Source organism: Bacillus sp. Root131, from assembly GCF_001429475.1.
Lineage (GTDB): Bacteria > Bacillota > Bacilli > Bacillales > Bacillaceae_G > Bacillus_A > Bacillus_A thuringiensis_S.
Window position 1 is genome coordinate 101,405 of the sequence record NZ_LMJQ01000034.1, and the last position, 21,852, is coordinate 123,256.

The following is a 21,852-nucleotide window of genomic DNA, read 5'->3' on the forward strand; positions in this document are numbered from 1 at the left end:
CTTATATTTTGTTTGTTTTTTGCGCAGGAATCTTTTATAATCTTTTATGCGAACATAAGTTCTGTTTTTCGAAAAAGAAGTTTATGTGAAATGGAGAGGGTGTTTTATGTATCCTGAAGTCATTAAAAAGATGGCATTTTCAAAAGAGCATAGAGATTTATTATTGAAGCTATATAATAAAGAAATTACACGTCGTGAATATGATCGACTTGTACAATCGCTATATAAACCTTCTAAAGAGGTTTGTGGGGGATAGAAATGGGGGAGACAATCTAATAGATTGTCTTTTTTAAATTTATGTATGTTCTGATAAAATTAAGGTTAGCCTTACTAGGGAGGTGAAAAGATTGCGGAAACGTTTATATATAGGGATTGGAGTTATCTTCTTAATCGCTTTAGGTGGAATTGTATTTTGGTCAGCTTTACAAGGAAACCGTACAGAAAATTTTATTTTAAGACATATGGTGAATGAAAATGGAACGCTTGCCACGTATCGTTTAGTAGATACTAAGGCAGGTACGGGTGAAGCGAAGGGACGTGAAGCTTTATCAGAATCGGCGGGATTATGGTTACAATATACACTTGATAAAGATGACCAGGCGTTATTTGATGAGCAAGTAAAGGTTATTCAAGATAATTTCGTATATAAGAATCATATCGTTTTATGGAAACTCTCTGAAAAGGGAGAGAGGCAGTCAGCTACAAATGCACTTATAGATGATCTTCGTATTATAGAACAATTATATCGTGCTTATGAAATGTATAAGGAAGAGCGTTATAAAAACCTTGCCGATCAATTAAGTGATGCTGTACTTCGTTATAATAAAAAAGATAATTATTATGTTGATTATTATGATGCAGATGCAGGGAAACAAAATAATTTTGTAACAACATCATACATAAATCCGCGTGCATTCTCTTATATGAAGAAGTACGGTAAAGTTTCTGCTCAGCAATATCAGGAAATTGTTCAATTTTTAGCGGATTATCCAAGGCATGGCTGGGCATTCCCAAAAGAATATAAAGAAGATGGTACATTTAAGTACGATAAAGAAGTGAATCTTATTGACCAATCATACGTTGCATATCATCGAAGTTTAGGTGGTCTTTCATCAGCTGCTTATTTGGAATTTATAAAGAAGAGATTCCAGGAGGATGGAAAGCTATACGGTCGTTACAATTTAGAAACGGGAAAACAAACTGTGAATTATGAATCGCCAGCCGCGTATGGACTAACGATTTTGTACGTACTACAAACAGGTGATACAAAGTTTGCGAAGGAATTGTATGATCATATGTCCACATTCCGAAATGACAACGTATTTAGTAGATATTATGGTGGATATGTAACAGGTGAAAATAATAATACGCATATTTTTGATAATGTACTACCACTTTTAGCTGAAATGGAATTAAAAAAGAGTGACCAATAAAAGGTGCCACCATATGAGGGTGGCACCTTTTATTGGTTGATATAATTTTGCGTCCTAATATTAGAGAAGTAGTCAATCACGAATTCACGGAATTGCTGAGCTGTTTTTGATAAGTATCGCTTTTTTGACCAACTTAATCCGATGGTTCGCTTACAAGCGGGTTCAATAATACGCAACTTGTTTGCTGCTAAAGTAGAGTTTTTTAATAAAGTTAAATTTGGAACAAAAGCGATGCCGAGACCTTGCTTAATGAGGTCGCTAATCACTGTCGGTTCATCTACTTCAAAAGCAATATGCGGAGTGAAACCAGCTTCTTTACAAAATTCATCCGTTAAGTGCCGAAATCCATAGCCAGTATTCATACTAATAAACGGTTCGTCTTTTACTTCATGCAGGTGGATACTTTCGCGGTTTGATAACCGATGGCCTGAAGGAACGACTAAGAAAATTTCTTCTGTAATAAGTGGTTCCCAAACAATTTCTTCTCCTTCAACTGGTACAGAGGAAAGACAAAAGTCAATTTCCATATTTTCCAGTTGTCGTTTCATAGAAGGAGTAGACGCAAGAAATTGCTGGAATCGAACATTAGGATGTTCTCGTAAAAAAGAACCTAGTAGTTCTGGTAATATTCTTGGAATAGAAACGGCCATTGTAATAGAGCCTTGTTGTAATTCGGCTAAATCTTTAATTTCTCGTTCCCCTTCACTTAATTCATGAAAAATACGTTCTACCCGTTTTAAAAATACTTTTCCGAAAGAATTTAAAGTAATCTGTCGGCCTTGGCGATCAAATAAAGGGACGCCTAAATCCTTTTCGAGTCTAGCGATTGTTTTGCTGAGTGAAGGTTGCGCGATATGCAATTCTTCAGCTGCCTTTGTCATATGTTCTAGTCGTGCAACTGTCTGAAAGTATTTTAACTGGAGCAGTTCCATTTCGAATCTCCTTTCTATAGACCAAAAGGAATGAATTGATAATTAAAGATGTATTATACAGTATGGAAAGTGACGTGTATAGTAAATCTGTTAAACCATTGTAATGGTGTGAAATTAGGAGAAGGAGTATGTTTCATGAAAGGAATTCAACTTATATTTAAAGATTGGAAAGCGATGTGGCACCATAAACATGGACGTATCGCTTTAATTTTTTTATTAATCGTTCCGTTAATTTATTCAGGATTCTTCTTGGCTGGATATTGGGATCCGTACGGAAAATTAGATAAATTACCTGTTGCAGTTGTGAATTTAGATAAGGGTGCTGTGATGGATGAAAAAACAATTCATGCAGGAGACGATTTTGTTAAAAATTTAAAAGAGAATAAGGAACTGGCTTTTCATTTCGTATCAGAAAAAAATGCTGATGAAGGGTTAAAAGAAGATAAATATTATATGGTTGTTACGATTCCAGAGAATTTCTCTAAAAAGGTAAGTACACTTATGGATGAGAAACCAGAGCCAGCAAAGTTACAGTACAAAGTAAATCCAGGTAAAAACTTTGTAGCAGCTCAAATTGGAACGACAGCTGTTGAAAATATGAAAACAAAAATCTCAAATAGTATTACGAAATCTTATACAGAGGGTGTCTTTTCAAAGTTTCAAGATTTGGCACAAGGATTGAGTGATGCAAGTAATGGGGCTGAGAAGTTACATGAAGGAACGACCGATGCAAAAAATGGAGCGAATCAGCTTGCGGATGGTATTGATCGTTTAAGTGATGGGACATCGAAATTGAAAGAGGGAAGTGAAAAGCTTGCATCCAGTCAATCTGCTTTAACCGGGGGGGCAAATGAGCTGAGTCAAGGAGTGACATCACTTCATAGTGGTATGGAGTTATTAGCACAAGGTGAAAAAACGTTACAATCAGGAGTTAGTGAATTAAGTGCTGGTACAAATGAATGGGTGAGTGGAAGTGAGAAGCTTGCTGAAGGCCAAGTAAAAGCGGATGGTGCAGCTAATAGTGTAAAACAACAATTAGAAGAGTACGTGAAAAATCATCCAGAAGTGCAGCAAGATCCCGCTTTTCAAAAAATTGTTGCTACGTCTAATGGACTAGCTAAAGCAACAAGTACTTTAAATAATAGCCAACAACAATTGACACAAGGTGCGAAGAAGCTTACTGAGGGTCAACATAAGATTGAAGAAGGCATGAATACATTCGGAGTTAAGTTAAATGAAGCTACTGCTGGAACGAAAAAGGTAGCAGATGGTGCATCGAATTTAGCTGATGGATTTACGAAGTGGGGAAATGGATTTACAACAGTACAAGAAGGTGTAAATCAGCTTGCGAGTGGTGGAACGGAGCTGAATAACGGTGCTAGTAAATTAACAAATGGACTTGTTAAACTTGATGATGGTGCGAAAGAACTTTCTACGAAATTGGGAGAGGGCGCAGAGAAGATAGCGGATGTCCGTAATGATGATGCACGCAATACGATGTTCTCAGAGCCAGTTCAGTTAGTGAAGTCAACAGTTTCTGACGTTCCTAACTACGGTTCAGGCATTGCACCATATTTCTTATCACTTGCATTTTATGTTGGCGGAATTATGGCATCGAATATTTTACCTCTTGGCCGCAGACAAAATATGAAGGTAAGCGGAACGGTACATTTTATTAATAAATTAGGATTGGTATATTTAATTGGACTTATTCAAGCGCTACTCGTAGATGTAGTTGTGCTAGGTGTTATGAAACTAGAAGTTGCCAGTGTGCCACTTTTTGTTTTATCAAGTATTGTTATTTCCTTTACGTTCATGACATTTATTCTTATGTTAGTAACAGTATTTGGTCTTGTTGGAAAGTTCTTAGCGGTAACGCTTCTTGTCCTGCAATTAGCGACGAGTGGAGGTACTTTCCCAGGAGAATTAAACATAGCTGTGCTTAGCAAAATTGGACAGTTTCTCCCAATGTCCCATTCTCTTAGAGGATTACAAGATGTTATCTCTTTAGGAGATTGGTCGCAATTACAAATGCAAATTTTAATATTGTTATGTTATCTCGTTGTTGCCGGTGGAATTGCTTGGATCACGAGCCATATACAGCATAAAGAAACGAATGCAGAACAAGTTTCTTAAAATGAAATAAGCTATCCGATTTTTTCGGATAGCTTATTTTTTATTTACGTTCCATTACTGCAAAGTAATTATTTTCATTATCAGCAAAGTTGAATGCTCTACCAGTAGGTAAATCTACAACCTGTCCAACTGTGACATTTTTCTCTGAAAGATCTTTATATAGACGGTCTAAGTCATTTGAGAAGAACATAAGTGAAGGAGTACCTAAGTTTAATTCAGGTTGCATCTTCGCGATTAACGCTTTATCGTGAAGGACGATGCTTGTTCCTGTTTCTTTCGCCGGTGCAATTTCAATCCAGCAGAATCCGTTTCCGTTATTTTCTTCCGCAATGATTTGGAACCCTACTTTTTCTGTCCAAAATTGTACTGTTTCGTCTTGGTTATTTACATATAGCATAATTTGTCCAACTTGATTAATCATAGGTGTCTCTCGCTTTCTTTTTATATGCGTATCATTATATCAAATATATGGCTTGAATAGTTTTTTATGATTTTTTCGGAATACAACCTTCGCCCATTTCATCTTTGTTGTAGGAGAAGGCCCTGTAATCCAAGTATGAAATGGTATTGTGCTACAAATGACCATTGTTGAAATAGAGATAATAGCCGTTAACACAAATAGTAATAGGCTATATAATATAGTATTTTCTTGCAGTGTGAATAAAGAAAGAAACTTTGTGCATAGTTGCAAGAAGAATAAGTGAGCTAAATAAGCACCATACGTGTAATTTCCAATGAAACGTAACGTTTTATATAAGAAACCACGACGCTGTACTATCATAATAGATAACATATACAGTATGATAATTTCGCATACGATATATAAAAACATAGATGGTTTTAAATAGGTAGAAACAGTTAAATGAATAGAGTTTGCTCCGTGAAAACTAAACAACTCATAATTGATGAATAAAAATAAGATGAAAAATAATATTGTTATAAGCGGGATATGTTTCATGACGAATAGACGCCAAGTTTTTAGTGCTACAGCGGCAATGCCACCCATAACGAAATAGAATGAGTAGAATAGAAATGATCGATCTGTATAATGTAAAATTGTTGAACTTGTTAATTTTTCTCCATTAAAAATATAGTGAGAAGAGAACCACATTAATAGAAAATATAGGCACGCGAAAAAGGTCATATATTTATATATGTCTTTTTTATTTTCTGTTCGTTTTTGAAACCAATAAAAAAGTGTGCATAGTAAAGGGAACAATAAGTGAATTTGGAACATCATAATAACGTACCAAAGATGGGGCGCGGCTGTTCCGAGTAATAAACTTTTTATTCCACTTTGTAACGTAATAAGATCGTTTGTTGTTAATAGGTAAAGAATAGACCAAAAGAAATAAGGAATGAGTAAGTGTGTCGCTTTTTCAGAAATATATTCTTTATATACTAATTGCTTGGTATAGTGCCGAATTAAGTGAAATCCAACGATAAATATGAATGCTGGTGCTGAGAATTTTGCAAGGTTGAATAGCATGCCCATAATGAGAGATTGCTCAAGTAAGACATTTCCTTGATTCATTGTATATAATAAGGAACTTTGCAAAACAACAGCGAGAAATGCAATGCTTTGCAAAACTTTAAATTCTGGTGCGCTTTGAGTCATTATTTCCATCTCCTTTTCCATACATGATTATAGTACGGAGAATGGATAATGGATGTGGAATATTTGTGAAGATTGTAACAAATTTGTGGCGAGAGGAGATATCAACTTATCAACAAATAACGACAAAAAGAGGATGCTCTAAACGAGCATCCTCTTTCTATCTATTAAGCAAATTTGTTTTTGATCCAATTCTTACCTTCTACAAGGCGAGCTGTCATTACCGCACAAGCGTTATCTGCTGTTACGTTTAACATCGTTGCAGGTGGATCAATGATTGTACTAATTGCTGCAATAATTGGCAATGCTTCTGGCGGGAAACCGTATAGAGATACGATTAACATTTCACCAATCATACCACCGCCTGGAATAGCACCCATTACTGTTCCTACTAATAAAGAAACAACAAGTGCGATTGCTAATGTTTTCGGTCCTTCGAATTCCATGTTGAAAATACCGAATAAGAAAGCAATTTTTAATACGCCGCCTAAAACAGATCCATCTTTATGAAGTGTAGATCCAAGAAGGACAACTGTTTCACGAACGTCTGAAGAAATACCCATTTTCTTCGTTGCTTCTAAGTTCGCTGGAATACTTGCGGCACTACTACAAGTTGCAAGTGATGTAACTGTAGGAGAGACCATGTTCTTCCAAAATACTTGTACACCTTGTTTGCGACCTGCAAGGTATGCATAGAACGTGAAGAATACAAAGAAGTAGATAAGAGAAGCTGGATAGTATACCATTGCTGCTCGGAAGTAAGTTCCAAGAAGTTGTGGTCCGAATTCACCAACTAATGCTGCGAAGTAAGCAGCAAGTCCGATTGGAGCGTAGTACATAATGAAAGATACAACTTTCATTGAAATTTCTGCACCAGCTTGTAGGAATGTAGCGAATGGCTTTCCTTTTTCGCCAACTGCTGAAGTTGCAATCCCCATTAAGATAGAGAAGAAAATAAGAGCTAACATATTTTCACGAGATAGTAACTTCGAGAAGTCAGATACTGTTAAAATACCGACGATTTGATCTGCAACACTAACAGCTTTGCCGGCTTTGTCAGGTTGTGTTAGTTCTAGTACAACACCTTGTGCTGGCGGGAATACTTTCACGACAATAATCATAAAAATAGCAGCTAAAATACTTGTAAATAAGAAAGTCCCAGCCATACTAGACATAATTTTACCGAAACGTTTTAATCCATCCATATTAGCAATAGACGATGCGATGCTAAAGAACACTAGAGGTACAACAATCGTAAACATTAAGTTTAAGAAAATATCACCAAGCGGCTTTAAAGCAACTGCATCGGCACCCATGAAATAACCAATGAAACCACCAATTAGGATAGAAGATAATAAAATAAGTGGAAAGCGATATGCCTTCATAAATATATCCTCCTATCAATTAAAAAATCATACTGAATCATTATAGCGAGTTAGAGTCCTCTTTACTAGGAGAATACGGATAAATGGAATAGCGTGAAAACCAAGAAATTTTTGTTTTTAAGCTCGGCATACAGCAGGAAATCTAGACATATATATTTGTAACCTAGTGGTGGCAAGGGATGCACCATAACTTAGGTTTAGAAAAAGGGGGAGGGAAGCGGAATGAATATTTTGCTTTGCTGTGCAGCGGGAATGTCTTCCAGTTTGATTGTTACAAAGATGGAGAAAGCAGCAGAGGCAAGAGGGATAGAAGTGAAAATCTGGGCAGTATCAGGTTCTGAAGTGAATAGTCATATTGATAAAGCTGATGTCCTTTTACTTGGACCGCAAGTACGTTATTTATTACCGAAAATGAAAGAATTATGTAAGGAGAAAGGGGTACCTGTTGATGTTATTCAATCCGTCCATTACGGACTTTGTAATGGAGAAGCTATCTTGCAAGCAGCTTTGTCAATGAAACCATGAGGAGAGTGGGATAGATGATACGGTTTTTAGAGAAGTATGTGATGCCGGTGGCAGGGAAGGTTGCAGAGCAGAGGCATTTACAAGCAATTCGAGATGGAATTATTTTAACGATGCCTTTCTTAATTATTGGATCGTTTTTCCTCATTATTAGTGCACTGCCGATACCGGGATATAACGAGTTTATGGCAGGTTTGTTTGGTGAGAATTGGCAGAGAGCTTTAGGGTATCCAGTTAGTGCAACTTTTAATATAATGGCTTTAATAGCTGTTTTTGGAATCGCTTACAGGCTTGGAGAGTATTATAAAGTGGATGCTTTAGCATCCGGGGCATTGTCGCTTGTGACGTTTTTACTTGCGACTCCATTTCAAGTTGCATATATTATACCAAGTACAAAAGAGAGTGTACTTGTAGAAGGCGCTATCCCAGCTGCATTAATGGGAAGCCAAGGGTTATTTGTAGCAATGATTATTGCACTTATATCTACTGAACTTTATCGGTTTATTGTACAAAAAAAGATAATTATAAAGATGCCAGAGACAGTTCCACCAGCTGTCACGCGTTCATTTGCGGCACTTGTTCCAGGTTTTATTGTTGTAACAGTTATTTGGATTTTACGCTTAATTATAGAAAATACTTCTTTTGGCAGTATCCATAATATTGTAGGACAAATTTTACAGGAACCACTTAGTGTACTTGGTGCTAGTCTTTGGGGCGCAATAATAGCAGTTATTCTCGTTCATGTTCTTTGGTCGTGTGGAATTCATGGTGCTACTATTGTTGGTGGTGTAATGAGCCCTGTTTGGTTGTCGTTAATGGATCAAAATCGAGTTGCTTTTCAAGCTGGGCAAGATGTACCAAATACCATTACGGCACAGTTTTTTGACTTATGGATTTATATGGGCGGTTCTGGTGCAACGCTGGCTCTAGTTGTCGGAATGTTACTATTTGCACGAAGTCAACAATTAAAAAGTTTAGGGAGATTGTCAATCGCGCCTGGTATATTTAATATTAATGAGATGGTAACTTTTGGTATGCCAATTGTAATGAACCCAATTTTATTAATTCCATTTATATTGGTTCCAGTTGTGTTAACAATTGTTTCTTACTTTGCAATGGAATGGGGATGGGTCGCACGTCCGAGTGGGGCGGCTGTACCTTGGACGACACCTATTCTTTTCAGTGGATATTTAGGATCGGGTGGGAAAATTTCAGGTGTTGTTTTACAACTCGTCAACTTTGCGCTTGCATTCTTCATTTATTTACCGTTCTTAAAAATATGGGATAAACAAAAAGTAGCAGAAGAAAAGGGGGAGTGAAGAAGTAAAATGGATACGATAGAGACGAAAGCTTTTCATTTAATTTTGCATGGAGGAAACGCGAGAAGTTGTTCAATGGAAGCAATTGATTGTGCGAAGCGTGGGGAGTTTACAGAAGCAGAAGCTAAATTACAAGAAGCGCTAGAGGAATTAAAAGAGGCGCACCGTGTACAAACGGAGCTTATACAGAAAGAGGCTGGTGGCGAAAAGACCGAAGTTACTCTTTTAATGGTACACGCGCAAGATCATTTAATGAATGCAATTACAGTGAAAGAATTAGCAAGTGAGTTTGTAGAGTTATATAGGAAGATGTCGGTGGATGAATGAACCTTGCTTATGCAAGGTTTTTTTATCCCGCATTAACGGGCAGTAAAACTCCCACCTCAAAATGTGGCTGGAGCAAGGAAGTTAGGAGGGAGCTTAACTGTCCGTAAAGGCCCGATTGGTTCAACTAATAATTAGTGGGAGATGAACAAAACCCCCACTAATTAAAGTTTCACTTTATGTATATGCCTGTACCATCAGTGGAATGTTCATCCCACTGATGGTATTTACAATCCTCCTTTTTCCGGATGAGTAAGAGTTATAATTAATCGGCAGTAACAATTTCTCCTATACCACGAATTAATCTTTTTATATGCATCCGCTCCGGTTTTAATATATTTACGATATAATCAATCGCAATTTGTGGTTCAACGGTTGTACCGCAAGTATAACAGTCAATAGCTGCAAAATTTTGTTCCGGGTAAGTGTGAATGGAAAGATGGCTTTCTGATAATAACACTAATACAGTAACACCATATGGCTGGAATTCTTTTTTACTTACGTTTAAAACATGGGCACCAGAGCAATCTGCAGCTGTAACTAAATGATATTCTAAAAAGTGCGTATCATCTAGTAGAGAAAAATCTACTCCCCATAAATCTACTATTATATGCTTGCCAAAAGTAGAATATTCCATAGGCAACACTCCTTACTATAATATCGTCAAAACTTCATTTCCTGTTTGTAGCATTGATGTAGGATAAGGTTCGATTCTGAATTTAAAAGAGCGAGGTTGCGTTGTTCTAGATGTTCTTCTTTAAATTGAAATAAAGGAAAAAGAAGAGCAGGCAAGGTTCGAGGAGTTGGTACTACATATAATTGTTCAATTTGATCTAGTACATAGGCAGAATTAGCAGCGATATGAAATCCCCAGTCAGTTCCAAAAGAAGGAACGATTGTATGATAACTTTTCACAGTTAGTCCAGCATGTTCAATTGTATTACCGATGCTCCAGTATACTAGAGGTGCATCAGCAGGTGAATTAGATTGGCAGACGAATGCGCCATCTTCTGTTAAGAATGTAGCTATACGAGCAAAAAGTTCGCTTGTATATAAAGTACTTAACAACTCTGTCGCTGGGTCTGGGAAATCAATAATGATTACATCGTATAAAGAGGAAGGAGAGCTTAAAAACTCTTTTGCATCGCATACGTGTGTATTTACACGATTATCAAAAAATGCACTTTTGTTTAAAGAAACTAATTCTGGAACATTACGAGCCATATCAATCATCGATCCATCTAAGTCAACAAGGTCTACATGTAGTACAGTTTCATATTTTAAAACTTCTCGCAGGGCAAGACCATCGCCACCGCCTAATATGAGAACACGTTTTGGATCAATTACTTTTGACATAATTGGATGTACAAGTGCTTCATGATAAATTTGCTCATCGACGGAGCTGAATTGTAGTTGCTTGTCCAAGTATAAGCGAATATCGTTTACTTGGACTAAATTAATATTTTGATAATTACTCTTTTCTTTAAATAAATTTGTATGTTCACCAGCTTGTATTTCCTTTAGAGAAATTTCATCCCACACATCTAAGTTGTGTGAATCTGTGGGTACTATAATTACATTTTCTGATTGTACTTGTTTATCCTGTTCATCTTGTTTGTCTTGTGTATCGTGCTTGTCCTGCTGTTCTAGTTCAAATTTGTCAGAGTCTACTTCAGAACGCTTGTCTTTTTTATAGCTTTTTATTCTATAAATCTTTATTTTGCTTTGTTTTCTATGTTTTGGCATAGGAATCTCCTTTCGAATTGTGTTATTTTACTCTATTCTATGTAATCTAGTAGAATTTGCTTGGACAATAGATAGAAGAGTGTGTTCAAGAGCATGTTGTTTTTTTACTAGATTCTACGATGAAAGATTTTTTTAGTGTTTTTTTATGTTAAGCATAACTAGACAACTAAACACTAATCTATTTTCATACAGTTATGTGTTAAAAGCGTGTTGTTTTATAACACACTGTGTGTTTTTTGAGTAACACACTAATTGAAAGCGTTAACACACAAAGAAAACAGTCGAAAAAGTGCTGATTTTAGTGGTTTTAAAAAGTTGGCACGCTAATTGCATTAATAAATAGCGTAAAGAAAAATAAATAAAACATAAATTTTTTATACTACACAAGGGGGATTTTCAAATGAATATTTTATTATGTTGCTCAGCAGGGATGTCTACAAGTTTACTAGTTACAAAAATGGAAGCGGCCGCAAAAGCTCGCGGTCTAGAAGGAAAGATTTGGGCTGTATCTGGGGATGCAGTAAAAACAAATATCGATCAAGCAGATGTATTATTACTAGGACCACAAGTTCGTTACATGCTTTCTTCAATGAAAACGCTTGCTGACGAGAGAAACGTTGGAATCGACGTTATCAATCCAATGCACTACGGCATGATGAATGGAGAAGCAGTTTTAGATCACGCATTAACACTTAAAAAATAATTAGGGGGGAAGTAAAATGCAAAAGTTTATTGCATTTATGGAGAAGTACATGGTTCCGATTGCTGGTAAAATCGGATCGCAACGTCACTTAGCTGCGATCCGAGATGGATTTATTGCAGTTATGCCACTTATTTTAGTTGGTTCGATGGCAGTACTAGTTAATGGTTTACCAATTCCAGCATTCCAAAATTTTATGAAAGATTTATTCGGTGAAACTTGGACACAAATTGGTGCTGGTATGTGGACAGGGTCCTTCGGGGTATTAGCTCTGATGGTGGCGGTTACCATAAGTTATAACTTAGCAAAATCTTACGGTGTTGATGGATTGTCAGCAGGTATTATTTCGTTTGGTGCATTAATTATTCTTACACCAACAACACCAAAAGAAGCTGGAATAAATATGCTTTGGACAGGCGCACAGGGTTTGTTCGTTTCACTTATTGTCTCCATACTCGTAACGGAGATATTCCGCTTCTTTGTTCAAAGAAACATTACAATTAAAATGCCTGACGGTGTACCACCAGCAGTAATGAAATCTTTCGCTGCTTTAGTTCCAGCATTTGTGATTTTAACAGGTATTGCAAGTATTCAATTAGCAGTAAAACTAGCAGGTACAAGTGTTCATGAGTATATCTTTAATACATTACAAGTTCCATTACAAGGTTTAGCGGGTACGTTACCAAGTGCAATCTTTATTGCGTTATTAGTACATGTACTTTGGTTCTTCGGTTTACATGGTCCAAATATTGTTGGTGGTATTATTGAGCCACTTTATTTACCAGCATTAGAGAAAAATATTAAGTTATTCCAAGATGGTACATCTGCATTTGATGTTCCAAACATTATTACAAAACCATTCTTTGATACTTTCGTATATCTTGGTGGTTCTGGTGCAACATTAGCGTTTTTAGTAGTTGTATTAATTGTAGCGAAAAGTGCACAATTACGCGGTGTATCTCGTCTATCAATTGGACCTGGTGCATTTAACATTAACGAACCAGTAATCTTTGGTACACCAATCGTATTAAATCCAATTTTATTCATCCCGTTCGTATTAACACCTGTTGTGTTAGTTATTACATCTTATACAGCAATTTACTTAGGATGGGTACCAAAAACAGTAGCGATGGTTCCATGGAACGTTCCACCAATTATTAGTGGGTATCTTGTAACAGGTTTACATCCTTCTGGTGCGATTTTACAATTATTCAACTTTGTTGTTGCAATGGCGATTTACTTCCCATTCGTTGTCGCATGCGATCGTTCAGTTATCCGTACTGAGAAAGCAGCACAAGAAAATAACAACTCTGTACCTATGTAACATAGTAATTGTTCTCATAGACAACGATACCTGTGAGAACAATTACCTTTATATCATGTTCAAAAAGATGAAAAACATCTATATGAACACTAAACTATCATTAATAAATTCATACTTTAATAGACATGTTCAAACTGAAGGGGTATTTAAATCGGTTGAACCTTATAGAGAGGGCGGTAATTATGATGACTACAGCAGAACAAATTCCATTCCAATTGATTTTAAATAGTGGTAACGCACGAAGCTTTGCGATGGAGGCACTTCAATTTGCCAAACAGGGGAAAATGGTAGAAGCAGATGAAGCGATGGTAAAGGCGAAAGAAGCGATTAATGAAGCGCATCATTTCCAAACAGAGCTCATACAATCAGAAGCAAGAGGAGAAAAAACAGAGGTTAGTGTTCTTTTAATTCACGCACAAGATCATTTAATGAATGCGATTACAGTGAAAGAATTAGCAGCAGAGTTTATCGATCTTTATAAAAAGCTTGAAGCGAAAGGGGAATAAAGCATGACTGGAATTAAAATTGCTACAATCGGCGGTGGATCTAGTTATACACCAGAGTTAATTGAAGGATTTATTAAACGTTATGATGAGCTTCCTGTTCGTGAAATTTGGTTAGTAGATATTGAGGCAGGAAAAGAAAAGTTAGAAATTGTTGGTAACTTAGCGAAACGTATGGTGAAAAAATCTGGTTTACCAATCGAGGTACATTTAACACTTGATCGCCGTGAGGCATTAAAAGATGCAGACTTCGTAACAACACAACTTCGCGTTGGTTTATTAGAAGCACGTGCAAAAGATGAAGCAATCCCATTAAAATATGATGTAATCGGTCAGGAAACGAATGGTCCTGGTGGTTTATTCAAAGCACTGAGAACGATTCCTGTTATTTTAGATATTTGTAAAGATATGGAGGAGCTTTGTCCGAATGCATGGCTAATTAACTTTGCGAACCCAGCTGGTATGGTAACAGAAGCTGTCCTTCGTTATACAAATATTCAAAGAGTAGTTGGTCTATGTAACGTTCCAATCGGAATCCGCATGGGTCTTGCAAGATTACTTGAAGTAGATGCAAGTCGTGTCCACGTTGATTTTGCAGGTTTAAATCATATGGTATACGGACTAGATGTATACTTAGATGGCGTAAGTGTAATGGATCGTGTGTTAGAGCTTGTAACAGATCCGGAAAAGCAAATTACGATGGAAAATATCGCAGCGCTTAACTGGGAACCAGACTTTATTCGCGGTCTTCGTGCAATTCCATGTCCATATCATCGTTATTACTACAAAACACGTGAAATGTTAGAAGAAGAAAAAGAAGCTTCTGTTGAAAAAGGTACACGTGCAGAAGTAGTAAAACAATTAGAAAATGATTTATTTGAGTTATATAAAGACCCGAATTTAGATATTAAACCACCACAATTAGAAAAACGTGGCGGCGCTTATTATAGTGACGCAGCATGTAGCTTAATTACGTCTATTTACAACAATAAAGGTGATATCCAGCCTGTTAATACACGAAACAACGGAACAATTGCAAGCTTACCAGATGATTCTGCTGTTGAAGTGAACTGTATTATTACGAAAGAAGGTCCAAAACCAATTGCGGTCGGAGATCTTCCAGTACCAGTTCGCGGTTTAGTACAGCAAATTAAATCATTTGAGCGCACAACAATTGAAGCTGCTGTTACAGGTGATTATCATAAAGCGCTGCTTGCTATGACAATTAATCCACTTGTACCATCAGATACAGTTGCAAAACAAATTTTAGATGAAATGTTGGAAGCACATAAAGAATATCTTCCGCAGTTCTTCAAAAAGGTAGAGAAGTAAAAGCGGCGCTATTTAGCCCGCTTTTTTTATTCTATCCCACTTTAATGGGCAGTAAGAAGTAAGACCACTACCTCAAAATTCAGCGAAAACAAAGAAATTAGGTGGGGGATCAACTGCCCATAAAAGTCCGATTGGTTCAACTAATAATCAGTGGGGGGGAGAAAACCCCCCACTGATTAAAGTTTCACTTTATTAGGAGGTATTACGATGATTAAGTTAATTGTAAACGCAGATGATTTCGGTCTTACAGAAGGTACAAATTACGGCATTATTGATGGGCATATAAACGGACTTGTAAATTCAACGACGCTGATGATGAATATGCCAGGAACAGAGCATGCGGTACGCTTAGCCAAAGAGTATGAAACGCTAGGAGTAGGAGTACATCTTGTATTAACGGCAGGAGAACCACTTCTTGGAGACGTACCATCACTTGTAAGTAGCGATGGATTGTTTCATAAACAAGGTGTCGTAAGGGAAGGAAATATAAATCCAGAAGAAGTTGAGAGAGAGTGGACTGCTCAAATTGAGAAATTCCTATCTTACGGATTAACACCAACTCATTTAGATAGTCATCATCATGTGCATGGTTTACCGATTTTACATGATGTTCTTGAGAGATTAGCGGCTACATATAATGTTCCGATTCGTCGTTGTGAGGAAGATAGAGCGGTGCGCCCATTTTCTGATGTGTTTTACAGTGACTTTTATGCGGATGGTGTGACGGAAGATTACTTTGTGAAGTTAAAAGAAAGAGTACAAGGTGAACAAACGGTAGAAATTATGGTTCATCCAGCTTATATTGATCCAGAGCTTGTGAAGCGTTCTTCTTACGTAATGAATCGTGTGAAGGAATTGCGTATTTTAACAGAGAGCAAATTACCAGAAGGAATAGAGCTTGTGAAGTTTTAATAGAAAAACGACGGCTACATCATGCCGTCGTTTTTTATTTATAAAATGGATAGAGCATATCCGCCAAATGCCCCGAGTATAACGATAACCCAAGGTGGTGTTTTCCAAAAAGCGAGCAAGCAAAATAGAAGAGATGCAAAAACAAAATCTACAGCGTTCATAATTGTGCTTGTCCAAATAGGATCATAAAAAGCTGCTAGTAAAATACCGACAACAGCGGCATTGACTCCAAGTAGTGCGCCTTGTATGAATGATATTTTTCTCACGCTGTTCCAAAATGGTAAAACACCAATAACGAGTAAGAAAGCAGGGAAGAAAATTGCAATTGTTGCGAGTAATGCCCCAAGCGTCCCGTCTAACACTGCTCCTATATAAGAGGCGAATGTAAACAGTGGTCCTGGTACTGCTTGTGTTAATCCGTATCCAGCTAGGAACTGTTCTTTCGTCATCATTCCGTTTTGTACGAACTCACCTTCAAGAAGAGGCAGCACGACATGTCCTCCTCCAAATACAAGTGCGCCAGAGCGATAGAAACTATCAAATAAAGCGATGTAATAAGAGAACGGTCTTAATATTGGTAGCAGTAGTAATAGTCCAAAGAATAAGACGAGACAAGAAACTGCTATCTTTTTTGAAATAGGTACTTTTATATGTTGAGATTGGCTAATTGGTTGGTTGCGATATAACAACCAGCCGATAAAGCCACATATTATGATGAGGGTGACTTGTGTCCAACTACTTGGCCATAATAAGGCGATTGCGGCAGTTACAATCGCAATCGTTGCACGATTTCGATCTGGAGTTAACTTCCGCGCCATTCCCCATATGGCATGAGCGACAATAGCGACTGCTACAAGTTTTAGTCCATGAATCCAGCCAGCACTTCCAAGATCGAACTGATTAAGGAATGAGGCGAAGAAAACCAAAACAAGCACAGACGGTAAAGTGAATCCAATCCATGAAATAATAGCTCCTAATAGCCCGCCCCGTAATAATCCAACCCCCATACCGACTTGACTGCTGGCAGGACCGGGAAGGAATTGACATAGTGCTACTAAATCTCCATAGCTTCGTTCATCCATCCATTTTCTTTTTTGCACGTATTCGTGGTGGAAATAGCCGAGATGAGCGACAGGACCGCCGAATGAAGTAAATCCTAATTTAAATGAGACGAGAAAAATCTCTAATAATGTATGAAAAGTGTATTTGTTAGTTTTCAATGGAACCTCCTATAATGTTTTTCTATGTGCATTATACAAGAGACTTTCAATCTACAGGAACAATTACAATGTAAAGATTTTGTGAATCTTTTCTTTGTAATTAAAATTGAAAAAGTCATAAATGATTATGTCTAAACCATAAAGTAGTAGAAGTAGTGCTGGGAAATTTATATAAGGAGAATGCCTTATGACAACACATTTCTTTGCCAGGTTAACAGGTAAGAGGGAAGTGCCTCCTGTAAATACAGAAGCTTTTGGGGTAGCAGAGTTTATTTTTAGTGATGATTTAACGAAATTACATTACAGAGTCATACTAAAAAATATAGAAAAGGTTACATCGTGTCAAATTCATTTAGGGAAGTCTACTCAAATTGGTCCTGTTGTTTTATATTTGTATGGTCCACTGGAGCAAGGTATTAGCTTGAACGAGGGAAGCATTACTGGTGTAGTGAATGTGGAGGATTTTGAGGGACCTTTACAAGGGAAATCATTTGTACATTTACTTCAAGAAATTATTCAAGCAAACGTATATGTTAATGTCCATACGAAATCACAAAAAAGAGGAGAAATAAGAGGGCGAGTTAGAAAAGTAAAGAAATAGAGGAAAAGGCTGTCCATATGTTGGAACAGCCTTTTCTTCTTAATATAAGGTGCTAGTTTTAGTGATTATTGTCGGTAAAGCGATATATTTTGAAAATCGCTGATATAACTCGCGTTACGGTCGATATTTTTAAAAACTGCCTCGATTAATTTTTCGCAGGCTGATTTTTAATAAAGAAGTCCATAACGTAAAATACTTCGTCATCAGGTATTTGTATTTCAAATGTATTTTCAATTGGTTGCAATGCTTTTTTTACTTTCATATACATCCAGTATTCATCTTGTCTTCTTTTCTCTTTATCAGGGTGAGGAAGAAGGCTTTCTCCTTTTTGAAGACGGTCAACCATACAGCTCATATGCAGAATAACACCCATTAAGCTATCAGGAGTTAGCTGTAAGGAAATTAATTCTTGAATTGTATTTAATGCGTAACGAATTGTTTTGATCAGTAATGCCCCATCGTTACGCTGCATTTGTTGTTCAAGAATATCCGCCATTTTTGCATATGTTTCTTCATACGTAATTAATTCTTGAATGGGCTGAATCGCTGTGTAGTTTACGATGTCTTGGAAATGATATGTTAAGCACGGCACTTGCACATCGAAATTCGTGACGATACAAATGATGTTACGCTCTTTTTTTATGTTCTCGATCATTTTCGTTAAATCTTTTTCATGGACGATACTAATCGGAATAATTTCAATTAAGTCTTTATCAAATCGTAAATAGTTCTCTAACATTTTTTGAATAGCTAAAGCACTTCCTTCACCAGTTAAACAAGCTGTTAAAATAACAGATTTCATTGGAGAGAGAGGTTTTTTCTTTTCTTCTTGTACGTTTAAGTAAAACGGTGTTAAATTTTTTACTGTTTCATACAGTGCATCTAATGAATAACCGAGCTGAGCTTTTCGAGCTGCTTCTAGTGCATGTGGTGTGCTCGTCATCGAGAGAACACGTACAGGAATTTTGAACTCCGTTTCTAATATGTCACCGATATAAGCAAGTGACCCCATATCAACAAGTAAGAGAAGCCCATTTACATTTTGTAGTGTTTTCATATGCACTTTCACACGTTCCAAGAAATCTTTCGGTGATTCGTGTAACGGCATATCAATACCGGTTACTTCCTCAATGCCGAGAAGTTCGTTTGCAACGTTTGCCATTTCAGTTGCGATGCCATTACCGTGTGCTAATATTAATACTTTTACTTCTGTTTGTGAGGCAGGAATTGGATCAACAACGAAGAACATTGTTAAAAAGCCAGCTTCATCAATAGGCATTGTTATTTGTAATTCTTCCTCCAGTAGTTGAATGCATTGCATAGCTACGGAAAAAGCTTCTTTATATTTCGTACGAATTTGATTTAATTGTGGGTGATGTATTTGTTTTCCGCTTTGTAAACGTTGTAGAGTTGTCTGTACATGTAAACTTAAAGCGAGAAATACTTTTTCATCAAACGTCTTAGATAAATGCTTTTCAGCAAGTTCCGCTATTTTTTCACATACGGAAACGATATTACGATCCACAATTTTAAAAACATTTTCATGGCTTGTTTTTTTGGATATTTGGTTAAAATATTGTACGAAAAAGCTTTGAACATCATTTTCTATTAGTAATTCTAATTCTTCCTCTTCAATACCACGGGCTTGAAGTTCTTCGTATTTATAGTCAATATAATCGTAAATAGAAGAGCGTTTTTCATCTTCTGTTTTATGATTACTCCAACCTTCCTCACCTGTAAATACAAATGTTTCATTTGGTATTTGGTATAAGTGACGGCTCTTCCTTTCAATGAACAACCCTTCTTTCATATACCAAGGTAAATCTGTACTTGAAACATAGACAGAATCACGTTTCTTTGTGACCAAATCAGAATAGGCTTTCGCACAGGCAATTTGAACATCTGTTTTTAATTGACCAATGTTATTGGGACAATTATAAAAGACGAAAGCACGCATTGCATTTGGGCTAACGTGAATGTCTTTTCGCAGACGAATTGCTTCATTTGTGAAAAATAGCTGTAGTAAAGCAAAGCGCTCTTTATGTGTACGCTCACGAAGTGGTGGCAGCGTAACAGTCATCGGTATACGTCTTGTAAATGTTTTTAATAAAAATGAATTTGGTTCTTCTGTTGTTGCAGTAATGATTAATACTTGTGCTTTACGTTCGTTCTCTGTTTCTCCAAGGCGGCGGTACACTCCGCGGTCAATAAAGGTGAAAAGCATTTCTTGTCCCTCTGGAGGTAGGCGATGTACTTCATCTAAGAAAAGAATTCCTTCATGTGCTTTTTCAATTAATCCTTTTTGATCACTTGCTCCTGTGTAAGCTCCTTTTTTAATCCCAAATAATTGCCCGAGTAGTAGCTGTGGATTATTTGCGTAATCAGCACAGTTAAAGACGATAAATGGTGCATTTTTAGGAAGCTGTTCAACTTCAATTGCATATTCGTGCATTAAAGAAGCGAACATAGACTTTCCGACCCCTGTTTCTCCCAGTAGTAAAGTATGCATACCGTTTGGAGGATAGAGCATAGAAGCTTTCGCTTTTTCAATTGCGATTTTAAGGCTCGTATTTTCAATTGCAAATGTATCTAATGAAGTTACTTCTTTTGAATGCGTTTCCAACGAAGTGTTCGTTTCTATGTAAAAACGAACAGGTCGCGTATTTGTTTTTAATAAACGTTTATCTTTTACAAGTTTGTTTAAGTCGCTACTTACATTGGCGCGATCTAGTTGCAACAGGGTAGCTAGTTCTGATGCGGTTACACCTTCTGTATAATTGCCTTCTTGTATTGCGTTAAAAATGAGATCTATTCGTTTCATTTCTATTCACCTCGAAACTTCATCACTATTTAAAATTTTACACAAAAACGGGAAGGGTGGGAAGAGAAAAATAAAACAGCTTTAGCACATAGGCACTAAAGCTGTTACAATCTTGTGTCTTTCCAAAAATTTACCTTGAGATGAGAAGAAGGATTATAGGGAAGAAGTTTGTATCCTTGTGACTGTAAATAATCAATTACTTTTGGCAGTATTTGTACGGTTACACTCGAATCATGCATTAAAATGACTTCTACTTGTTCATCACTTTGATTACGTACTCTTTCGAGTATGGCAGAAGGATTGTCATAGCTTTTCCAGTCGTATGTATCGATTGTCCAATCCCACATTTTATACTGGGCCGATACAAGTGCGTCACGGTAATTCTTTTTTAAGTAAGGCATACTACCATATGGAACGCGAACGAGATGTGTATTTAATTTCGTAACTTGCTGGACAATGCTTTGTGTTTGCTCCATTTCTGCAATTAAAGTGGAAGGGTCACCAGTGTAAAGGCGTTTTACATCATGTGACATGCTGTGGAGACCGATATAATGTCCTTCTTTAATTAATCTTTGCATCGTTTTTGTGTAATGTGGCACTTTTCCGCCAATAACAAAGAAAGTTGCTTTTCCGTTCTTTTCTTTTAAGATGTTTAAAATTTGTGTAGTATATTTGTTTGGCCCGTCATCAAATGTTAAGTACGCAATTTTTTGTGTAGGAGAGGTCGTTTCAGTATTTGGATGATATTCAGCAGGAATAACAGTTGTTGCTTCAGTATTAGATGATGCGTACATAGTAATGGTTAAAAATAAAATAATACATTGCAATACTCGCTTGATCATAACATTCACCCTCAGTTTGACAATCAAGATGTAAAAAGAAAACTTGATACGTTTCTTATTATGTATATCTTTCTCCAATAGAGGAACTCTCAAACAATCTATATTTTGGAAATGTAAAATAATGAATAAAAAAATAGCATCCTCTTATAAGAAAGAGGGTGCTATTTGAATATTTCATAATGGTA

At 36.7% G+C, this 21,852-nt stretch carries 21 protein-coding genes; 12 read left to right on the forward strand and 9 right to left on the reverse strand.

Annotated elements, in window-relative coordinates; all coding sequences use genetic code 11:
• Nucleotides 1-106: 106 nt before the first annotated feature.
• Together ASE54_RS36590 and ASE54_RS27435 are read left to right on the forward strand one after the other, a co-directional pair.
• The gene (locus ASE54_RS36590; RefSeq protein ID WP_000283180.1) at nucleotides 107-256 is read left to right on the forward strand and encodes a hypothetical protein; all 150 of its coding nucleotides are present in this window, start codon (nucleotides 107-109) and stop codon (nucleotides 254-256) included.
• Between the two features lie 91 nt (nucleotides 257-347).
• On the forward strand, nucleotides 348-1,433 hold the full coding sequence (locus tag ASE54_RS27435) for a hypothetical protein (RefSeq protein ID WP_001231674.1): 1,086 nt from the start codon (nucleotides 348-350) through the stop codon (nucleotides 1,431-1,433).
• 29 nt (nucleotides 1,434-1,462) lie between these two features.
• On the opposite strand, the gene ASE54_RS27440 is transcribed toward ASE54_RS27435, so the two are convergent.
• Nucleotides 1,463-2,365, reverse strand: a complete 903-nt coding sequence (locus ASE54_RS27440) for a LysR family transcriptional regulator (RefSeq protein ID WP_000421919.1) — start codon at nucleotides 2,363-2,365, stop codon at nucleotides 1,463-1,465.
• 135 nt (nucleotides 2,366-2,500) lie between these two features.
• Here ASE54_RS27440 and ASE54_RS27445 point away from each other — a divergent pair, with 135 nt between their 5' ends.
• The gene (locus tag ASE54_RS27445) at nucleotides 2,501-4,501 is read left to right on the forward strand and encodes a YhgE/Pip domain-containing protein (protein ID WP_000676322.1); all 2,001 of its coding nucleotides are present in this window, start codon (nucleotides 2,501-2,503) and stop codon (nucleotides 4,499-4,501) included.
• A gap of 40 nt (nucleotides 4,502-4,541) precedes the next feature.
• Here the strand turns inward: ASE54_RS27445 and ASE54_RS27450 are convergent, their stop codons facing one another.
• From ASE54_RS27450 to ASE54_RS27460, 3 genes are all read right to left on the reverse strand, one after another.
• Nucleotides 4,542-4,922 carry a VOC family protein gene (locus ASE54_RS27450; protein ID WP_000610156.1) on the reverse strand — a complete coding sequence of 127 codons (381 nt, stop codon included), beginning with the start codon at nucleotides 4,920-4,922 and terminating at the stop codon, nucleotides 4,542-4,544.
• 39 nt (nucleotides 4,923-4,961) lie between these two features.
• The gene (locus ASE54_RS27455) at nucleotides 4,962-6,119 is read right to left on the reverse strand and encodes an acyltransferase (protein WP_000194337.1); all 1,158 of its coding nucleotides are present in this window, start codon (nucleotides 6,117-6,119) and stop codon (nucleotides 4,962-4,964) included.
• A gap of 164 nt (nucleotides 6,120-6,283) precedes the next feature.
• Nucleotides 6,284-7,501, reverse strand: coding sequence for a dicarboxylate/amino acid:cation symporter (locus ASE54_RS27460; protein ID WP_000649376.1), 1,218 nt, complete (start codon nucleotides 7,499-7,501; stop codon nucleotides 6,284-6,286).
• A gap of 222 nt (nucleotides 7,502-7,723) precedes the next feature.
• On the opposite strand from ASE54_RS27460, the gene ASE54_RS27465 reads away from it, so the two are divergent.
• The 3 genes from ASE54_RS27465 to ASE54_RS27475 are packed head-to-tail and all read left to right on the forward strand — an operon-like array spanning nucleotide 7,724 to nucleotide 9,669.
• Nucleotides 7,724-8,026, forward strand: coding sequence for a PTS sugar transporter subunit IIB (locus ASE54_RS27465; RefSeq protein ID WP_001023546.1), 303 nt, complete (start codon nucleotides 7,724-7,726; stop codon nucleotides 8,024-8,026).
• A gap of 14 nt (nucleotides 8,027-8,040) precedes the next feature.
• On the forward strand, nucleotides 8,041-9,342 hold the full coding sequence (gene celB, locus ASE54_RS27470) for a PTS cellobiose transporter subunit IIC (protein ID WP_000617788.1): 1,302 nt from the start codon (nucleotides 8,041-8,043) through the stop codon (nucleotides 9,340-9,342).
• A 9-nt stretch (nucleotides 9,343-9,351) separates the two neighbouring features.
• The gene (locus ASE54_RS27475) at nucleotides 9,352-9,669 is read left to right on the forward strand and encodes a PTS lactose/cellobiose transporter subunit IIA (protein WP_000379645.1); all 318 of its coding nucleotides are present in this window, start codon (nucleotides 9,352-9,354) and stop codon (nucleotides 9,667-9,669) included.
• Between the two features lie 262 nt (nucleotides 9,670-9,931).
• Here ASE54_RS27475 and speD read toward each other — a convergent pair whose 3' ends face one another.
• Together speD and ASE54_RS27485 are read right to left on the reverse strand one after the other, a co-directional pair.
• A complete protein-coding gene (gene speD / locus ASE54_RS27480) occupies nucleotides 9,932-10,303 on the reverse strand; it encodes an adenosylmethionine decarboxylase (RefSeq protein ID WP_000456838.1) in 372 nt (123 codons plus the stop codon).
• A 26-nt stretch (nucleotides 10,304-10,329) separates the two neighbouring features.
• Nucleotides 10,330-11,412 (reverse strand): polyamine aminopropyltransferase, encoded by a 1,083-nt coding sequence (locus ASE54_RS27485; protein WP_001123950.1) that lies wholly within the window; start codon nucleotides 11,410-11,412, stop codon nucleotides 10,330-10,332.
• A gap of 400 nt (nucleotides 11,413-11,812) precedes the next feature.
• On the opposite strand from ASE54_RS27485, the gene ASE54_RS27490 reads away from it, so the two are divergent.
• From ASE54_RS27490 to chbG, 5 genes are all read left to right on the forward strand, one after another.
• Nucleotides 11,813-12,115, forward strand: coding sequence for a PTS sugar transporter subunit IIB (locus tag ASE54_RS27490; protein ID WP_001023569.1), 303 nt, complete (start codon nucleotides 11,813-11,815; stop codon nucleotides 12,113-12,115).
• Nucleotides 12,116-12,131: 16 nt separating this feature from the next.
• Entirely contained in the window at nucleotides 12,132-13,436 is a 1,305-nt protein-coding gene (gene celB, locus ASE54_RS27495; RefSeq protein ID WP_001168857.1) for a PTS cellobiose transporter subunit IIC, read from the forward strand.
• A gap of 182 nt (nucleotides 13,437-13,618) precedes the next feature.
• Nucleotides 13,619-13,942, forward strand: coding sequence for a PTS lactose/cellobiose transporter subunit IIA (locus tag ASE54_RS27500; RefSeq protein WP_000989059.1), 324 nt, complete (start codon nucleotides 13,619-13,621; stop codon nucleotides 13,940-13,942).
• A 3-nt stretch (nucleotides 13,943-13,945) separates the two neighbouring features.
• Nucleotides 13,946-15,271 carry a 6-phospho-beta-glucosidase gene (celF, locus tag ASE54_RS27505; RefSeq protein WP_000145760.1) on the forward strand — a complete coding sequence of 442 codons (1,326 nt, stop codon included), beginning with the start codon at nucleotides 13,946-13,948 and terminating at the stop codon, nucleotides 15,269-15,271.
• Between the two features lie 207 nt (nucleotides 15,272-15,478).
• A complete protein-coding gene (gene chbG, locus ASE54_RS27510; protein ID WP_000593451.1) occupies nucleotides 15,479-16,183 on the forward strand; it encodes a chitin disaccharide deacetylase in 705 nt (234 codons plus the stop codon).
• A 38-nt stretch (nucleotides 16,184-16,221) separates the two neighbouring features.
• Here the strand turns inward: chbG and ASE54_RS27515 are convergent, their stop codons facing one another.
• Nucleotides 16,222-17,403, reverse strand: coding sequence for a chromate transporter (locus ASE54_RS27515; protein ID WP_000856212.1), 1,182 nt, complete (start codon nucleotides 17,401-17,403; stop codon nucleotides 16,222-16,224).
• Nucleotides 17,404-17,590: 187 nt separating this feature from the next.
• On the opposite strand from ASE54_RS27515, the gene exsM reads away from it, so the two are divergent.
• Complete coding sequence (gene exsM / locus ASE54_RS27520; protein WP_000207046.1) at nucleotides 17,591-18,004, forward strand: exosporium regulatory protein ExsM; 414 nt, start codon at nucleotides 17,591-17,593, stop codon at nucleotides 18,002-18,004.
• Nucleotides 18,005-18,149: 145 nt separating this feature from the next.
• On the opposite strand, the gene ASE54_RS27525 is transcribed toward exsM, so the two are convergent.
• Together ASE54_RS27525 and ASE54_RS27530 are read right to left on the reverse strand one after the other, a co-directional pair.
• Nucleotides 18,150-20,825: a sigma-54-dependent transcriptional regulator gene (locus ASE54_RS27525; protein ID WP_000820953.1), complete on the reverse strand. Its 2,676-nt coding sequence runs from the start codon at nucleotides 20,823-20,825 to the stop codon at nucleotides 18,150-18,152.
• Nucleotides 20,826-20,929: 104 nt separating this feature from the next.
• Nucleotides 20,930-21,667, reverse strand: coding sequence for a polysaccharide deacetylase family protein (locus ASE54_RS27530; protein ID WP_000597185.1), 738 nt, complete (start codon nucleotides 21,665-21,667; stop codon nucleotides 20,930-20,932).
• Nucleotides 21,668-21,852 lie beyond the last annotated feature (185 nt).

What these genes read in the sequence shown, in the direction of transcription:
- speD (WP_000456838.1), bottom strand. Translation starts at nt 10,303, where the DNA reads ATGGAATATTCTACTTTTGGCAAGCATATAATAGTAGATTTATGGGGA.
- ASE54_RS27455 (WP_000194337.1), bottom strand. Translation starts at nt 6,119, where the DNA reads ATGACTCAAAGCGCACCAGAATTTAAAGTTTTGCAAAGCATTGCATTT.
- ASE54_RS27485 (WP_001123950.1), bottom strand. Translation starts at nt 11,412, where the DNA reads ATGCCAAAACATAGAAAACAAAGCAAAATAAAGATTTATAGAATAAAA.
- celB (WP_001168857.1), top strand. Translation starts at nt 12,132, where the DNA reads ATGCAAAAGTTTATTGCATTTATGGAGAAGTACATGGTTCCGATTGCT.
- ASE54_RS27465 (WP_001023546.1), top strand. Translation starts at nt 7,724, where the DNA reads ATGAATATTTTGCTTTGCTGTGCAGCGGGAATGTCTTCCAGTTTGATT.
- ASE54_RS36590 (WP_000283180.1), top strand. Translation starts at nt 107, where the DNA reads ATGTATCCTGAAGTCATTAAAAAGATGGCATTTTCAAAAGAGCATAGA.
- ASE54_RS27500 (WP_000989059.1), top strand. Translation starts at nt 13,619, where the DNA reads ATGATGACTACAGCAGAACAAATTCCATTCCAATTGATTTTAAATAGT.
- ASE54_RS27530 (WP_000597185.1), bottom strand. Translation starts at nt 21,667, where the DNA reads ATGATCAAGCGAGTATTGCAATGTATTATTTTATTTTTAACCATTACT.
- celB (WP_000617788.1), top strand. Translation starts at nt 8,041, where the DNA reads ATGATACGGTTTTTAGAGAAGTATGTGATGCCGGTGGCAGGGAAGGTT.
- chbG (WP_000593451.1), top strand. Translation starts at nt 15,479, where the DNA reads ATGATTAAGTTAATTGTAAACGCAGATGATTTCGGTCTTACAGAAGGT.
- ASE54_RS27525 (WP_000820953.1), bottom strand. Translation starts at nt 20,825, where the DNA reads ATGAAACGAATAGATCTCATTTTTAACGCAATACAAGAAGGCAATTAT.
- exsM (WP_000207046.1), top strand. Translation starts at nt 17,591, where the DNA reads ATGACAACACATTTCTTTGCCAGGTTAACAGGTAAGAGGGAAGTGCCT.
- ASE54_RS27440 (WP_000421919.1), bottom strand. Translation starts at nt 2,365, where the DNA reads ATGGAACTGCTCCAGTTAAAATACTTTCAGACAGTTGCACGACTAGAA.
- ASE54_RS27450 (WP_000610156.1), bottom strand. Translation starts at nt 4,922, where the DNA reads ATGATTAATCAAGTTGGACAAATTATGCTATATGTAAATAACCAAGAC.
- ASE54_RS27475 (WP_000379645.1), top strand. Translation starts at nt 9,352, where the DNA reads ATGGATACGATAGAGACGAAAGCTTTTCATTTAATTTTGCATGGAGGA.
- ASE54_RS27490 (WP_001023569.1), top strand. Translation starts at nt 11,813, where the DNA reads ATGAATATTTTATTATGTTGCTCAGCAGGGATGTCTACAAGTTTACTA.
- ASE54_RS27460 (WP_000649376.1), bottom strand. Translation starts at nt 7,501, where the DNA reads ATGAAGGCATATCGCTTTCCACTTATTTTATTATCTTCTATCCTAATT.
- celF (WP_000145760.1), top strand. Translation starts at nt 13,946, where the DNA reads ATGACTGGAATTAAAATTGCTACAATCGGCGGTGGATCTAGTTATACA.
- ASE54_RS27445 (WP_000676322.1), top strand. Translation starts at nt 2,501, where the DNA reads ATGAAAGGAATTCAACTTATATTTAAAGATTGGAAAGCGATGTGGCAC.